This window comes from Corynebacterium sp. CNJ-954 (assembly GCF_001942345.1).
Lineage (GTDB): Bacteria > Actinomycetota > Actinomycetes > Mycobacteriales > Mycobacteriaceae > Corynebacterium.
Window position 1 is genome coordinate 107,889 of the sequence record NZ_MKKI01000046.1, and the last position, 13,780, is coordinate 121,668.

Genomic DNA, 13,780 nt, shown 5'->3' on the forward strand with positions numbered 1-13,780 from the left:
ACAGACTAGTAGCGGGGGCGGACATGAAAAACGCGCATCTCCTGGAAGCAGGAATATGCGCGTCAGACGGGGAGAAGAGGAGTCAGCCGATGTCCGGGCCCTCGTGGTCACCGTCGATGGTGTCGGTGCCCTCACGGGTGACACCGTCCTGGTGCCGGTTGGTCTGGCCGGCCTCGGTGTACCAGGCGACGATCGGGGCGTTGATCTCGATATCGCCGTTGCTGAACTCGAAGGTCACGACCCGCGCCGCACCGCTGTAGAAGTTCTCGCCGTCCACGGTGGTGTCCAGGTACTGCGTGCATCCCACGTCCGCGTTGGAGGGGTTCATCTCCTTGATCGCGGACTCGGAGTCGGCGACAACCGAGCAGTCCGGGGAGATGGTGACGCTCTCACCGAGGTCGACCGAGGCGTCCTGCACGGAGATCCGCTCCAGGGTGATGTCGTCGCCCTCGACGCCCTGGTTGGAGGCGTTGAACTTCAGCGCGACGGAGTTGTCTTCCTGGGTGATCAGGGTGACGTCCCGGACGACGGCGTCGCCGAGCTCGCCGTTCGTGCCGTTGACCGCGGCTACCTGGTTGGCCGTCTGGGAGATCTGACCTGCGCCGCAGGCGGACAGGGCCAGGGCCGCGCAACCGGCGGTGACGGCGAGCAGCCGACGGGCGGCGGGCTTCCGGTTCTTCACTGTGGTTCTCCTCCATCTGAGGCCCGTCCGGGGCCGTCAACTGCAGATGATATGTCCCGTCACATGTCAGGGCGGCGGGTTTCGTCGAGTCCACATTAACCTGTGGGGGTGCTGGACACCTAGTTCGGCCCGGCTGTATGGGCCCATACGGGGTGGGCGCGGAGGGAGACGCAGGCGGGACCGCGGGTGTCCGGGGAGGGTGCTAAACTGGCTCGTCATGGAGTTCAACATCGGGGACGTCGTCGTTTACCCCCACCACGGTGCAGCAGTGATCGAGGGAATTGAGCAGCGCGTTTTCAAGGGGGAGCCGGTCGACTACCTCGTGCTCCGGGTCAACCAGGGGGACCTGCTCGTCCGGGTGCCCGCCGCGAACGCGGAGACGGTCGGCGTCCGCGACGTCGTCGGCGAGGAAGGCCTGCTCAAGGTTTTCTCCGTCCTGCGGGAGACGGATGTCGAGGAGGCGGGCAACTGGTCCCGCCGATACAAGGCCAACCAGGAACGGCTGGCGTCCGGCGACGTGAACCGGGTCGCCGAAGTTGTTCGCGACCTGTGGCGTCGCGACCAGGACCGCGGGCTGTCCGCAGGCGAGAAGCGCATGCTCGCCAAGGCGCGTCTGGTCCTCGTCGGTGAGTTGGCTCTCGCCGAGGGTGTGGACGACGAGAAGGCCGATGCCACGGTACGCAAGATGGAGGAGACCATCGTGCGGCACCGCGAGGAATCGGCGGCCCGTCGCGCCGCCGGTGTCACTGAGGAGGATGCACCGCAGTCCGTCGACCTCGACGACGAGCTCGGCGAAGACGAGGACTGAGCCCGGTGGCCGGGTCTAGGGGTGGCGCTGTGGACGGACTTGACCGGGTGTACGCCGTTGTCGCGGCCGCGGGCAGCGGAACACGGCTGGGGGAGGTCCTGCCGAAAGCTTTCGTGCAGGTCGGTGGCCGGACGATCCTGGAACGGTGCCTTGACGGGCTCGCCGCGTCGGACTCTGTCGGCCATACGGTGGTGACAGTCTCCACCGACATGGTTGAACACACTCACGACCTGGTCAGCAGCCAGATCGGGTTGTGGGCGCCGATGGAGGTCACTGTGGTCCTCGGTGGAACCGACCGGTCAGACTCCGTGCGGGCAGGCCTGGAGGCGGTCCGGACCTTGATCGGTGGAAGCAGCTCCGACCCGGAAGCTGACTGCGCGGACCCTGATGACATGGACGATGACCTGGCCGGAGGTTTCCTCGTCGCCGTCCATGACGCCGCCCGGTGTCTTACACCGCCGGAGATGATCCGCGCTACGGTCGACGCGGCGGCGGAAGGTGTCTCCACTGGGTCGTGGGCGGGCGCGGTACCGGTTGTGCCGGTGACCGACACCGTCAAGGTGGTGGAGACGGTGTCTGGCGGGGCACTGGACGGCGCCGAGGTCATCCGCGCCACGCCGCAACGTCGTGGACTGCGGGCGGCCCAGACCCCGCAGGTCTTCGCCCTGGACAGGTTGCTCGCGGCGAACCGGATGCAGCAGGCGAGGGAGGAACTCGATTCCGCGCACCCCACCGGGGAACCTCCGTCGGACCTGGCACCTGTCGCAGTCACCGACGATTCATCGCTGATGGAGATGGCCGGGGAGACGGTCGTGACGGTTCCGGGTGACGAGCAGGCGTTCAAGATCACGTTGCCGGAAGATCTCGAGAGGGCCCACCGGACGGCAGGCGACGGGGGAGTGGCGTGATCATTCCCCGGGTCGGTGTGGCCACCGACGCCCACCAGGTAGAGGGCGGTAAACCGTGCTGGATGGCCGGTCTGTTCTTTGACGAGGTGGACGGATGCGAGGGGCATTCCGACGGTGACGTGGTGGCGCATGCTGTCGTGGACGCCCTGCTGTCCGCCGCCGGCCTCGGGGACCTCGGTTCTTTCGTCGGGGTCGGACGCGACGAGTACGCGGGAGTCACCGGGGCACAGTTGCTCACCGAGTGCCGGGACCTTCTGGTGTCCCACGGATTCACCATCGGCAACGCTGCTGTCCAGATGATCGGGAACCGGCCGAAGATGGGGCCGCGGCGTGTCGAGGCGGAGCAGGTTCTGTCCGCTCATCTCGGCGCTCCGGTGAGCGTCTCCGCCACCACGACGGACCACCTGGGGTTCACCGGTCGTGGTGAAGGGGTGGCCGCAGTGGCGACGGCCGTCGTCTGGCAGGACGACCCCGCGTAACCACGCCCCGGCACAGGGAGCTGCGCTGGTAGTCTCGGGCAGCACCCGCCTGCAGGAGGATCGTGCCATGCGCAAGCTCGTCTACTTCATCGCTACGACACTCGACGGTTTCATCGCGGGGCCGGACGGTGCGGATCCGACGGGGCCGGAAGGGTTCTGGCCGTTGCCCCCGGATTATGTGGAGCACCTGGTCGCCGAGTACCCGGAAATGCTTCCCGGTCCCGCTCGTGACGCCTTTTCTCTCACCGGTCCGGGGACACACGTCGACACTGTTCTCGAGGGGCGTCGAAGCTACGAGATCGGCGTGGCGGCCGGGATCCCCGACGCGTTTCCGCACCTCCGGCACCTGGTGTTTTCCCGGACTCTCGCTGAAGTGCCCTCACCGCAGGTTGAGCTCATGTCCGCGGATCCGGAGGCGACGGTGCGTGAACTCAAGCGGCAACCGGGTAAGGGCATCTGGCTGCTGGGTGGTGGCACACTGGCGGCAGCCCTGTACTCCGAGATAGACCGGCTCATTCTCAAAGTGGCGCCGTTGACCATCGGTTCCGGTATCCCGTTGTTCTCCGGCGGTGCTCAGTTCGACCCGTGTTCCTGGGAGTTGAGGGACCACACCGTACTTCCCAGCGGTGCACTGATCCTCACCTACGACCGTGTCACCGCGCATACCCCGACCGACGGGTAGAACGCGCCGGATAGTGCAGGGGATGTACCGCACAATACCGCGCTGGGGGTACGTGATGACTGCGTAGAGGGGACGCGGCGGGGGCCACGGTCGACGAGACTCAAGGTCACGGTGACGGACGGACAGGAAGCCCTCCACCACCGTAGACCCCACAACAGTCCCGAAGACCAAGGAGGACCATCATGGCCACCCGCGTGCCTGACCCCACCGACACTCCCGCCGGCCCCGCCTACGAGGGCCGACTGCTCGACCGGCCCGAGGAGGAGGTTGTCGACCAGGGCGTCGGATTCGATCTGCGGACCCTGGTGAGCCGGCGGATGTTCCTCGGCGCAGGTGTCGCCGGGGCAGGCGCCGTCGCGCTGGCAGCCTGCTCGGACCCGACGTCCGGTACCACCAATGCGGCGACGACCACCGGCAGTGCCGCCTCGTCGACCCTGCCCTCCGGTGAGATTCCGGACGAGACAGCCGGCCCGTACCCGGCAGACGGTTCCAACGGCCCGGACGTGCTGTCGGAATCGGGGATCGTGCGCAGTGACATCCGTTCCAGCATCGGTGCCGACGCGCCGGTCGACGGTGTGCCGTTGGAGTTCACCTTCACCGTCACCGACATGGCCAATGATGATGCGCCGTTCACCGGTGTCGCGGTGTACGCCTGGCACTGTGACGCACAAGGGCAGTACTCGATGTACTCAGAGGGTGTCGAGGACGAGACCTGGCTCCGTGGAGTCCAGGTCGCCGATGCCGACGGGTCGGTGACGTTCACCTCCGTGATGCCGGGTTGTTACACCGGGCGGTGGACCCACATCCACTTCGAGGTGTACCCCGACGTCGATTCCACCGATGATTCCGCCAACGCGATCTCCACCTCACAGATGGCGATTCCGGAGGACGTCCTCAACGAGGTCTACACCTCGTCGGTCTATGACGGGTCGTCAGACAACCTGTCCCAGATCACCCTCGAGACCGACAACGTGTTCGGCGAGGACGCCGGGGCGTTGCAGATGGCCACGATCAGCGGCGACGTCGATTCCGGGTACATCGCTTCGCTGGTGGTGAGGGTGGACACCACCACTGAACCCAGCGCCGGTGCAGCTCCCGCAGGCGGTGGCCCGGGAGGGGCCGGCGGTGAAGGTGCCGGCCCCGGCGGCGAGCCCCCCAACGGTGAATCACCGGGTGAACCGCCGGCCGGCGCACCGGACACCGCAGCGTCCTGACGACGACCGTCACACCGTCAACCAGAGAATCACAGAACCTCAAGGAGTAGATCATGTTACAGAATCTCACCGGAATGCACGCCCTGGTCATCCTCGCCGTCGTGCTCCTGCTGTTCGGGGCAGCGAAACTCCCCGCGCTGGCTAAGAGCATCGGCCAGTCCGTCCGGATCCTGAAGAAGGAGGCGTCCGAGACAGAGACTGCTACCGTGCCGACGGCTGGACCGGTGGCTGAGCCGGGTGCCGGGACGCCGTCGGTGCGTACCGTGCACACCGTGCCTACGGCAGAACAGCACACCTCATGACGACCGCGACCGCGGGGCCTGCCACCATGCCCCTGGCCGGCCATTTTCGTGAAGGCAGGAGGAGGATCACCCGCGTTGCGGCCGCCCTCGCGGTCGCCATGGTCATCGCCTACCTCATGTCCGACCAGGTCCTCGAGGTCCTGCGTGCTCCGGTCGTCGAGATCGCGCAGACCCGTGCGGCGACCATCAACTACGACAGCATCACCGGGGCCTTCGACCTCAAACTCAGGATCGCCTTGTTCGGTGGTATCGCATTGTCCAGCCCGGTGTGGCTCTACCAGCTGCTGGCCTACATCGCCCCTGCCCTGACCAGGAGAGAGAAGCGTTACACCTTCGGCTTCATCGGGGCCGTCATCCCGCTGTTCGCCGCCGGTTGTGCCGCCGGAGTGGCGGTGTTCCCCAGGATCGTCGAACTCCTCGCCGGGTTCGCGTCCGCAGAGGACAGTACCCTGCTGCAGGCGTCATACTACGTGGACTTCGTGATGAAGCTGGTGCTCGCTGCGGGTGTCGCCTTCACGCTTCCCGCATTCATCGTCGTGTTGAACGTGATGGGGCTGCTACCGGCGGTGACGGTAGCCCGCAGCTGGCGTGGCATAACGATCAGCATCGTGGTGTTCAGCGCGCTGGTCACTCCGGCCGCAGACCTGCTGTCGATGTTCCTCATCGCCGTACCCATGGCGGTCCTGTTCGGGGTCTCCCTGACCATCGCCTGGATTCATGACCGTCGTTCGCCGAAGGGCACGGACGCCGACCTCGCCGTCGGTGACACCGCGTCCCCGACCCTGGAAGGGGTGTCCTGACATGTTCGGACTGTCCATCGAGAAACTCATCGTCATCGGATTCATCGCCGCCGTGATCATCGGTCCGCAACGGCTGCCCCAGTATGCAGAGAAGCTCGCCACCTTCGTCAGGAACGTCCGGCGTTTCACCGAATCGACCCGTCGCCGGGCGGAGCAGGAACTCGGGTTCCCCGTCGATGCGATGGACCCGACGATGTGGAACAGGCAGCTGCAGCGCTATGACCCGCGCCGGATCGTACGGGACGCGTTGACCACAGACGGTGCCGTCGCCACCCCGGACCGGGACATGGATGACGAAGACTGCTCCGTGTCCCAAGAATCCGGGGAGGCGGCCCCTCCACCCACCCAGGAGCTCCGTGAACGGTGGGTCGTTGTCGGCGGTACCTCCGGGCACCCGCTCCGCCGCCGAATTGTCGAACCGGTTCCGGTCGGTGAGCCGGACGATCCACCGGTCCAGCTTCCTGAGACACCTGAACCCGATGAGTCGACCGCACACCACGGCATGTCCCGCACGGTGTGATCTACTTCGGTGAAGCGGCACACCAGCAGTAACAGCACTACCGGCAGGGACACGAATGACAGAGATGAAGGAGAATGGTCGAATGAGCCAGCCCGTCCCGACAGAACCGACAGGCCTGACGTCCCCGGCCCGTCCGGACTCAGGTCAGCCACGCGAGCGTCCGGCGTGGCTGCCGGTGTGGGCGGGGGACCTGGCGATCATCGCCCTCATCCTCGTCTCCGTCGTCGTGCCGACGCCGGGAGGAGCCCCTGGTTCCGGCCTGGGGCTGCCCCTGGGCCCGGGGCCCGGCCCGGGATCAGGTCCCGGATTCCCCGACGAACACATGATGCTTTTCGTCCCCCTGCTGGCGGTGGTGACCGCGGCACTGATGCCGCTGCGTCGGCGCTGGTCTGTGCCTGTGTTCATCGTCTGTCTGGTGGTGTATCTCGCCACCGCCGTCGTCGGGTCTCCCGTCCTGGCACCAGGTATCGGGGCGGTCGTGGCCGTGTTCGCCGCGGCGAACACGGCGCCGAGACGGACTGCACTGGTCCTGGGCGCCCTCGGAGCGACCGTGGTCGCGGTGTTGAGCCTGTTCACCGACAACCGTATGGCGTTGGATCCCCAGGTCTTCCAGGTCGCCGCAGGTATCGCAGTCGCCACCGCTCTGGGGGACAGTGCCCGGTCCCGGCGTGAGTACACCCGGGCGGCGACCGAACGTGCCGAACGCGCCGAGCAGACCCGGGAGGCTGAAGCGAGCAGACGGGTGGCGGAGGAGAGACTCCGCATCGCCCAGGACCTGCACGACACGGTCGCCCACCGTATCTCGGTGATCAGTCTCAATGCCGGTGTGGCGTCCAGTTCACTGGACACGCGGCCGGAGAAGGCCAGGGAATCACTCGCTACGATCCGTGGTGCTGCGCGTGAGGTTCTCGGGGACATCGGGGTGCTGCTGCGGTACCTGCGCGCCGACGACAACGCCGGGTCGGGTGCAGAGGGGGCAACCGTTCAGTTGCCGCAGCCCGGGCTCGCTGACATCGATCCCCTGGTGCGCTCGGTCGTCGAGGCGGGACTCGCTGTCGACCGGACAGTCGACGGCGACCTCTCGTCGACCGACGAGACCACCGGACGAGTGGTGTACCGGGTGGTTCAGGAGGGGCTCACCAACGCACACAAGCACGGTTCCGGAGGGTCGGCGCACCTGGGCATCATCGTCCGGGGAGGGGCGGACGCCGCGGTGACGGTGGAGGTGCGCAACCCGGTCTCGGAGACCGGGCGCAACCAACCCGACGCCCCACAGGGAAATCTGGGCCTCACCGGCCTGCGGGAACGTGTGGCCGCCGTGGGCGGCACGATCTCCACCGTAGAATCAGACGGGACATTCACGCTCACCGCTGAACTACCACTCGCCAGTCACACCAGGAACCGGGAGGACTATCCGTGACCACCGTGCTCGTCGTCGACGACCAGGCCCTCATCCGTCAGGCGGTGGTGGACATCCTCTCCAGTGCAGCGGACACCGAGGTCGTCGGCGCCGCGACGGATGGACTGGAAGCCGCCGAGATGACCGTCTCCCTGCGCCCTGACGTCGTCCTGATGGACATCCGTATGCCCCGTCTCGACGGCATCGAGCAACCGAACGCATCTGTTCCGACCCAGCGAACGCCAACAGTAAGGTACTGATCCTGACGACATTCGAAGAGGACGAGTACGTGGTCGCGGCTCTGCGTGCGGGGGCCAGCGGGTTCATCGGCAAGGGTGCGGAACCGGAGGAGATCATCCGCGCCGTCCATGCCGTCGCGGACGGTGACGCTCTCCTGTCGCCGACGGCGACCCGTAGCCTGATTGCCCGCTACGTGCGGTCCCCTGAACCGCGCCCGGCGGTCTCACAGCAGGCGGCCCGGAGCCTGGCCCTGCTCACGGAGAGGGAACGTGAGGTGCTCCAACTGGTGGGGCGCGGTCTGTCGAACCAGCAGATCGCGGAGACCTTCTTCATCTCACCGCACACGGCGAAGACCCACGTCAACAGGATCATGACCAAGATCCAGGCACATGACCGTGCCCAGCTGGTGATCCTCGCCTACGAGGGAGGGTTGCTGGTCCCCGGGGAATGACCCCGGGAGCTACCGTGTCACTTCTCGAAGGTCACGGGGACGGACGCGACGTCCGAGAACGGGGGAGTCGAGGCGTGGTCGGTGACCAGCTTCAGTGAGCATGAGTCGGTGGTGCAGTCCACGGTGCCGTCCTCGTTGGTGGCCTGGACCGTCAGGTCGAACTCGGCGTTGCCGTCGGCGTCGAAGGTGGCGGTGCCACCCTCCTCGCCCTCGGGGACGACGCGCGCCCAGTCCCTCATCTCGCCGGCGTAGGTCGACGGGTCGCTGCTCTCGCCGTCGGTCGTGGCGACAGCGACGTAGTAGTTCTGCTCGGTGTCCAGTCCGTCCAGCGTGACCTTGACGGTGTCGCCTGCGGTGAGACCGTCGGCCTTGTCCACCGAGAGGGCGCCGTCGGATGCGGCGCCTTCGGAGGCTGCGTCGGCTGCCGTCGTCGTCGCGTCGGCAGAGTCCGTTGACTCCGTTGAGTCCGTTGACTCTGCAGAATCATCGGAGTCGCTGGAGCAGGCGGTGAGGCCCAGGGCGAGGACAGCGGTGGCGGCGAGGGCAGCTGCGCGGCGCGTGGGGCGGGTGGTGCGAAGGGTCATGAGGTACTCCGGGGGTGCGTAGGGCAGGATAAGCGTACTGAGCTGACCCTATCAAAGCGTGGTCCCGCCAGGGGCAGTGCGTTCACATCCGGATGGTCGATTCCACGGCACCGAGGCCGTCGACCTCGATGCGTACCACGTCGCCGTCACCGAGGAAACGGCCGGAACCTGCGCCGACCCCCTCCGGGGTGCCCGTGACGATCACGTCACCGGGCTCCAGTGTGGCGAAGTTCGAGATGTACCGGACCAGGTCAACCGGGGGGAACACCAGGTCGGACGTGGAATGTTCCTGCCGGAGATCGCCGTTGACCCACGTGCGGAGAACGGCACCCTCGGCCACGGGGTCGTAGTCGTCCGCCACCGTCAGCCACGGACCGAAGGCGGACGACCGGTCGAGATTCTTGCCCTGCAGCCACTGCTGGGTGCGGTACTGCCAGTCGCGTTGGGAGAAGTCGTTCATCACGGCGTAGCCGCCGATGGCCGCCCGGGCCTCCTCGGCGGTCGCACCACCGCGGGCGCCGGCCAGCCGGGAGCCGATGACCACCGCGAGTTCACCTTCGTAATCCGCCTTGTCGGTCATCCCCGCCGGTACCGTGACCTCCGCGTAGGGGGCGGTCAGTGCGGACGGGTACTTCACGAACAGGGTCGGATGGTCGGGGATCGGGTGGCCCATCTCCTCGATGTGCTCCCGGTAGTTCAAGCCGACGCAGAAGACCTTCGAGGGGGAGGGGATGACCGGCAGGAGGTCTGTCAGGGGGACGGTGACCTCGTCGCCGTCCCGCCGCAGGCCGGATTCCACGGCGCTGCGGATACCGGTGGGATTGGCGGTGAGCAGGGCACCGAGCTCGCGACGGTCCACGATGCGTCCGGTGACCGAGCCCCCGTCCGGTGCGTCGTCGACGCTGTCCACCTGGATCGTGCACCGTGAGCCGTCGATACGGACCGTCGCAAGTTTCATGGGGTCTCTCCCGTCTAGACTGTCAGTTGTGACTCTGCGATTCTTCGACACCGCGACCCGTGAACTCCAGGACTTCGTTCCGCTGCAGGAAGGACATGCGTCGGTCTACCTGTGTGGCGCGACCGTGCAGTCCATCCCGCACATCGGACATGTGCGTTCCGGGGTGGCGTTCGACATCCTGCGCAACTGGCTCGAGGCCAAGGGGCTCGATGTCGCTTTCGTGCGCAATGTTACAGACATCGACGACAAGATCCTCACCAAGTCCGCCGAGCACGGCCGTCCCTGGTGGGAATGGGCCGCCACTCACGAACGTGAGTTTTCCCGCGCCTATGACCTGCTCGGAGTGGCACCGCCGTCCGTCGAACCGCGTGCCACGGGCCACGTCCCGGAGATGATCGCCTATATCCAGCGCATCATCGACGCCGACCTCGCTTACGCCACGGAGGACGGTTCGGTGTACTGCCGCACGGCGCGGGTTCCGGAGTACGGTTTCCTGTCGCACCAGAAGCTCGATGAACTGGACCAGGGCGAGGACGCCGCCCCCGGCAAGGAGGACCCGCGCGACTTCGCCATGTGGAAGTCGGCGAAACCGGGGGAACCGGGGTGGGATACCCCGTGGGGCTACGGACGTCCCGGTTGGCACATCGAGTGCTCGGCGATGTCGCGCAAGTATCTCGGTGCGGAGTTCGACATCCACGCCGGTGGCATGGACCTGCAGTTTCCCCACCACGAGAACGAGGCGGCCCAGGCGCATGCCGCCGGAGACGGCTTCGCCCGCCTGTGGCTGCACAACGGCTGGGTGACGATGTCGGGCGAGAAGATGTCCAAGTCCCTGGGCAACGTGCTCTCCGTGCCGAACATCCTCACCCAGGTCCGTCCGATCGAGTTGCGCTACTACCTGGGCTCCGCGCACTACCGCTCGATGCTGGAGTATTCGGAGTCTGCGTTGCAGGAGGCGGCCGCAGGCTTCCGTCGGATCGAGAAGTTCCTGGCACGCGCCGTGGGGATCCTCGGTGAGGTGGAGACAGGTTCCTGGCTGCCGTCGTTCGAGGAGGCGTTGGACGACGACCTGTCCGTTCCGCAGTCGCTGGCCGTCATCCATGATGCCGTGCGGGAGGGCAACAAGGTGCTCGAGTCCGGCGACCGTGAGCGGTTGACGGAGATCGCCGGTGCAGTGCGGGCGATGGCTGGCGTGCTCGGTGTCGACCCGATGTCGGCGACATGGTCAGGGCCGTCTGCGCAGGGGCGTGGGCTGGGTATCGGCACTGAGGCGTCGGACGGCGCGACGTCAGCGTTGGACGTCCTGGTGCGTGCCGAGCTGGACCGCCGTGCTGCGGCCCGCGCGGAGAAGGACTTCGCCACCGCCGATGAGGTGCGGGACCGGTTGAAGGAAGCCGGGGTGGTCGTCACCGACACCCCGGAGGGGGCGACCTGGTCACTAGGGTAGCGGCAGAGACACCGCACTGTCTCCGATCCGAACCGTCACGCCTCGCCATACCCTTTCAGTTCATTGCGAAGCACGTTCTCGAACATCGGAAGATTGTTCGCTGAGCGATGTGGTTTCTAGTCGCCCATATTGCAGGCCACTCGTCGCCGAAAAGTCGAGTCTCCAGGCTTCCGTCAGTCGTCCGGAGGGACTCGATCGCGGCAGAGAGTCGCATTGCCACTGCATCCGCGACTGTCTCCTGAGAGACGCTTCTGTTTGCCAGGTGGCGGTGTATCGCTTCGATGTGCGACAGGGCATCGGATATCCGCTCGGTGTCACTCCTGCTCACAGTGGGATTGCCTCGTTGAGTACCTGGTCCTGAAGGTTCGGTCGCAAGGATCTGTCGGGAACAAGGTCGACAGGAGCACCGACAATGGCCGATATCTTGAGCTCTAACTGGGTGAGGTCAAAGAGACCGAAACCTTCGGGGATCTCGACAAGAAGGTCGACGTCAGAGCGTTCGTCGTCCTCTCCTCTGGCGACACTTCCGAACACCCTCGGATTCCGGACTCCGACGTCACGTAAAGCGGCCGCGACTTCATTGCGGTGACGTCGCAATGCCCGACCTAGTGGGGAACGACCGTGGAAACGTAGTAGTCGAGAAACCTCCGGCTGACTGCGCCCTACAGCTTCGGCGATTTCGCGTTGTGAGAGACCAGCTGCGCTGCCGGAGCGGACAGCCGTGACCAGGAGCTCTCCGGCCCGAGATCGTAAAGCATCGGCGGCTGCTGCATCTTCGCGCAGCTGCTCACGGATGGTCTCACGGGTACTCATATAACACATGCTATCACTGCGGCCGCGGTCTCGTCCCTGCTTCATGTAGGGACGAGAGGCGGTGTCGAACAACGGGCCCTCCCAATGACCTACCGCTCCGCCAGGCTGGTCCCCTTCAGCTCAGGCAGCGCCAGCGCAGCCGCCGCGGCGACGGCGAATACCGTGCCGAACAGTGCGAACAGGACCGGCATACCGCCGAACACCAGCAGGGGCGGCACGATCAGTGGTGCGAGGATCGAGGCGATCCGTCCGAACCCGGTCGCCGCCCCCGTGCCCGGGCACGCATCGTCGTCGGGTAGAGCTCCGGGCCGATGGCATACAGTGCGCCCCACGCCCCGAGGTTGAAGAAAGACAGCAGACATCCGGCGGCGATGATCTGCCATCCCACCCCCGCGAAACCGTAGAGCCCGGCGGCCACCGCTGATCCGGCGAGGAAGACGGACAGGGTGCTCCGACGCCCCCACTTCTCGATGAGGAAAGCGGCCACCGCATACCCCGGCAGCTGGGCCAGTGTGATGATCAGGGTGAACGTGAAGGACTTCACCAGCGTGTAGCCCTGATCGACCAGGATGGAAGGAATCCAGGTGAAGGCGCCGTAGTAGCTGAGGTTGATGCAGAACCAGATCGTCCACAGTGCAGCGGTCCGTCGACGCAGTGCCGATGACCAGATACCGCCGCCTGCAGACACTGCAGACACTGCAGGTTCTAAAGTCTCCGACGGTTGCGTCGGCTGCCTCGGCTCCGTCGCCGACATCCCTGTCTGGAACGGCAGGCGGGCGGGATCGGATTCCTCGAAGTCGGTGACGATCTGTTCCGCCTCGTCGTGACGCCCCTTCGACTCCAGGTAGCGTACCGATTCCGGGAGTTTCATACGGACGTACAGGGCGTAGAAGGCCGGTACCATTCCGAGGGCGAGCGCCCACCGCCACCCGTTGTCACTCGCCGGGATCACGAACGCGCCGATGACGGCTGCGGCCAGCCAACCGACGGCCCAGAATGCCTCCAGGATCACGACCATGCGCCCCCGGACATTCCGCGGAGCGAATTCGGAGATCAGGGTGGATGCCACCGGTAGTTCGGCGCCGAGTCCGAGACCCACCACGAAACGCAGGACGATGAGGACCGCCAGGCCACCGGCAAGGGCGGACGCCCCGGTCGCGAGTCCGTAGACCAGCAGCGTGACGGCGAAGACAGTGCGCCGTCCGATGCGGTCGGCGAGCAGCCCGCCGAACGTGGCACCCAGCGCCATGCCGACGAAGCCCGCGGAGGCCAACCAGGATGTTTCGGTGTGGCTCAGCCCCCAGTGGGTGGTCAACGCCGCCATGATGAAACCGATGAGGCCCACGTCCATCGCGTCCAACGCCCACCCGATACCGGAGCCGCCCAGCAGTTTCACGTGACGGCGGGTCACCGGGAGGGAGTCGAGTCGTTCGGTACGGGACATGCGTGTGCCCACGGGATCCGGAGGGGTCATAACCAGCAGACGATACCGT

Annotated in this window: 16 protein-coding genes and 1 pseudogene; 11 read left to right on the forward strand and 6 right to left on the reverse strand. The window is 66.3% G+C overall.

Features of this window, described 5'->3' with window-relative positions; all coding sequences use genetic code 11:
* Nucleotides 1–82: 82 nt before the first annotated feature.
* The gene (locus BJF89_RS17775; RefSeq protein WP_075816380.1) at nucleotides 83–682 is read right to left on the reverse strand and encodes a hypothetical protein; all 600 of its coding nucleotides are present in this window, start codon (nucleotides 680–682) and stop codon (nucleotides 83–85) included.
* A gap of 217 nt (nucleotides 683–899) precedes the next feature.
* On the opposite strand from BJF89_RS17775, the gene BJF89_RS17780 reads away from it, so the two are divergent.
* From BJF89_RS17780 to BJF89_RS17825, 10 genes and pseudogenes are all read left to right on the forward strand, one after another.
* Entirely contained in the window at nucleotides 900–1,490 is a 591-nt protein-coding gene (locus BJF89_RS17780) for a CarD family transcriptional regulator (protein WP_038550138.1), read from the forward strand.
* 29 nt (nucleotides 1,491–1,519) lie between these two features.
* The gene (locus tag BJF89_RS17785) at nucleotides 1,520–2,398 is read left to right on the forward strand and encodes a 2-C-methyl-D-erythritol 4-phosphate cytidylyltransferase (RefSeq protein ID WP_075816381.1); all 879 of its coding nucleotides are present in this window, start codon (nucleotides 1,520–1,522) and stop codon (nucleotides 2,396–2,398) included.
* Entirely contained in the window at nucleotides 2,395–2,877 is a 483-nt protein-coding gene (gene ispF / locus BJF89_RS17790) for a 2-C-methyl-D-erythritol 2,4-cyclodiphosphate synthase (protein WP_075816382.1), read from the forward strand. Before BJF89_RS17785 ends, ispF begins: the two co-directional genes overlap by 4 nt.
* Before the next feature lie 67 nt (nucleotides 2,878–2,944).
* Complete coding sequence (locus tag BJF89_RS17795) at nucleotides 2,945–3,559, forward strand: dihydrofolate reductase family protein (protein ID WP_075816383.1); 615 nt, start codon at nucleotides 2,945–2,947, stop codon at nucleotides 3,557–3,559.
* A gap of 182 nt (nucleotides 3,560–3,741) precedes the next feature.
* On the forward strand, nucleotides 3,742–4,773 hold the full coding sequence (locus tag BJF89_RS17800; RefSeq protein ID WP_075816384.1) for an intradiol ring-cleavage dioxygenase: 1,032 nt from the start codon (nucleotides 3,742–3,744) through the stop codon (nucleotides 4,771–4,773).
* A 53-nt stretch (nucleotides 4,774–4,826) separates the two neighbouring features.
* Nucleotides 4,827–5,075, forward strand: coding sequence for a twin-arginine translocase TatA/TatE family subunit (gene tatA / locus BJF89_RS17805; RefSeq protein WP_075816385.1), 249 nt, complete (start codon nucleotides 4,827–4,829; stop codon nucleotides 5,073–5,075).
* Entirely contained in the window at nucleotides 5,072–5,875 is an 804-nt protein-coding gene (tatC, locus tag BJF89_RS17810) for a twin-arginine translocase subunit TatC (RefSeq protein WP_083651100.1), read from the forward strand. The genes tatA and tatC overlap by 4 nt, the downstream gene beginning before the upstream one ends.
* 1 nt (nucleotide 5,876) lies before the next feature.
* Complete coding sequence (locus tag BJF89_RS17815; RefSeq protein ID WP_075816386.1) at nucleotides 5,877–6,395, forward strand: hypothetical protein; 519 nt, start codon at nucleotides 5,877–5,879, stop codon at nucleotides 6,393–6,395.
* 82 nt (nucleotides 6,396–6,477) lie between these two features.
* Nucleotides 6,478–7,815, forward strand: coding sequence for a sensor histidine kinase (locus tag BJF89_RS17820; RefSeq protein WP_075816387.1), 1,338 nt, complete (start codon nucleotides 6,478–6,480; stop codon nucleotides 7,813–7,815).
* Nucleotides 7,812–8,485 (forward strand): annotated as a pseudogene (locus BJF89_RS17825) (response regulator). Before BJF89_RS17820 ends, BJF89_RS17825 begins: the two are co-directional and overlap by 4 nt.
* Nucleotides 8,486–8,502: 17 nt before the next feature.
* On the opposite strand, the gene BJF89_RS17830 reads toward BJF89_RS17825, so the two are convergent.
* Together BJF89_RS17830 and BJF89_RS17835 are read right to left on the reverse strand one after the other, a co-directional pair.
* Nucleotides 8,503–9,069: a hypothetical protein gene (locus BJF89_RS17830; RefSeq protein ID WP_075816388.1), complete on the reverse strand. Its 567-nt coding sequence runs from the start codon at nucleotides 9,067–9,069 to the stop codon at nucleotides 8,503–8,505.
* Nucleotides 9,070–9,151: 82 nt separating this feature from the next.
* Nucleotides 9,152–10,027 (reverse strand): fumarylacetoacetate hydrolase family protein, encoded by an 876-nt coding sequence (locus BJF89_RS17835; RefSeq protein ID WP_075816389.1) that lies wholly within the window; start codon nucleotides 10,025–10,027, stop codon nucleotides 9,152–9,154.
* 28 nt (nucleotides 10,028–10,055) lie between these two features.
* On the opposite strand from BJF89_RS17835, the gene cysS reads away from it, so the two are divergent.
* Entirely contained in the window at nucleotides 10,056–11,474 is a 1,419-nt protein-coding gene (gene cysS, locus BJF89_RS17840) for a cysteine--tRNA ligase (protein WP_187344737.1), read from the forward strand.
* Nucleotides 11,475–11,798: 324 nt separating this feature from the next.
* Here the strand turns inward: cysS and BJF89_RS17845 are convergent, their stop codons facing one another.
* The 3 genes from BJF89_RS17845 to BJF89_RS17850 all read right to left on the reverse strand — a co-directional run bounded on the left by BJF89_RS17845 (nucleotide 11,799) and on the right by BJF89_RS17850 (nucleotide 13,731).
* Nucleotides 11,799–12,287: a nucleotidyltransferase family protein gene (locus BJF89_RS17845; RefSeq protein WP_075816391.1), complete on the reverse strand. Its 489-nt coding sequence runs from the start codon at nucleotides 12,285–12,287 to the stop codon at nucleotides 11,799–11,801.
* An 89-nt stretch (nucleotides 12,288–12,376) separates the two neighbouring features.
* Complete coding sequence (locus BJF89_RS20115) at nucleotides 12,377–12,505, reverse strand: hypothetical protein (protein ID WP_369803773.1); 129 nt, start codon at nucleotides 12,503–12,505, stop codon at nucleotides 12,377–12,379.
* Between the two features lie 2 nt (nucleotides 12,506–12,507).
* The gene (locus BJF89_RS17850; protein ID WP_369803774.1) at nucleotides 12,508–13,731 is read right to left on the reverse strand and encodes an MFS transporter; all 1,224 of its coding nucleotides are present in this window, start codon (nucleotides 13,729–13,731) and stop codon (nucleotides 12,508–12,510) included.
* Nucleotides 13,732–13,780: the final 49 nt, after the last annotated feature.

What these genes read in the sequence shown, in the direction of transcription:
- BJF89_RS17780 (WP_038550138.1), top strand. Translation starts at nt 900, where the DNA reads ATGGAGTTCAACATCGGGGACGTCGTCGTTTACCCCCACCACGGTGCA.
- BJF89_RS17795 (WP_075816383.1), top strand. Translation starts at nt 2,945, where the DNA reads ATGCGCAAGCTCGTCTACTTCATCGCTACGACACTCGACGGTTTCATC.
- BJF89_RS17800 (WP_075816384.1), top strand. Translation starts at nt 3,742, where the DNA reads ATGGCCACCCGCGTGCCTGACCCCACCGACACTCCCGCCGGCCCCGCC.
- tatA (WP_075816385.1), top strand. Translation starts at nt 4,827, where the DNA reads ATGTTACAGAATCTCACCGGAATGCACGCCCTGGTCATCCTCGCCGTC.
- tatC (WP_083651100.1), top strand. Translation starts at nt 5,072, where the DNA reads ATGACGACCGCGACCGCGGGGCCTGCCACCATGCCCCTGGCCGGCCAT.
- BJF89_RS17815 (WP_075816386.1), top strand. Translation starts at nt 5,877, where the DNA reads ATGTTCGGACTGTCCATCGAGAAACTCATCGTCATCGGATTCATCGCC.
- BJF89_RS17820 (WP_075816387.1), top strand. Translation starts at nt 6,478, where the DNA reads ATGAGCCAGCCCGTCCCGACAGAACCGACAGGCCTGACGTCCCCGGCC.
- BJF89_RS17830 (WP_075816388.1), bottom strand. Translation starts at nt 9,069, where the DNA reads ATGACCCTTCGCACCACCCGCCCCACGCGCCGCGCAGCTGCCCTCGCC.
- BJF89_RS17835 (WP_075816389.1), bottom strand. Translation starts at nt 10,027, where the DNA reads ATGAAACTTGCGACGGTCCGTATCGACGGCTCACGGTGCACGATCCAG.
- BJF89_RS17845 (WP_075816391.1), bottom strand. Translation starts at nt 12,287, where the DNA reads ATGAGTACCCGTGAGACCATCCGTGAGCAGCTGCGCGAAGATGCAGCA.
- BJF89_RS17850 (WP_369803774.1), bottom strand. Translation starts at nt 13,731, where the DNA reads ATGTCCCGTACCGAACGACTCGACTCCCTCCCGGTGACCCGCCGTCAC.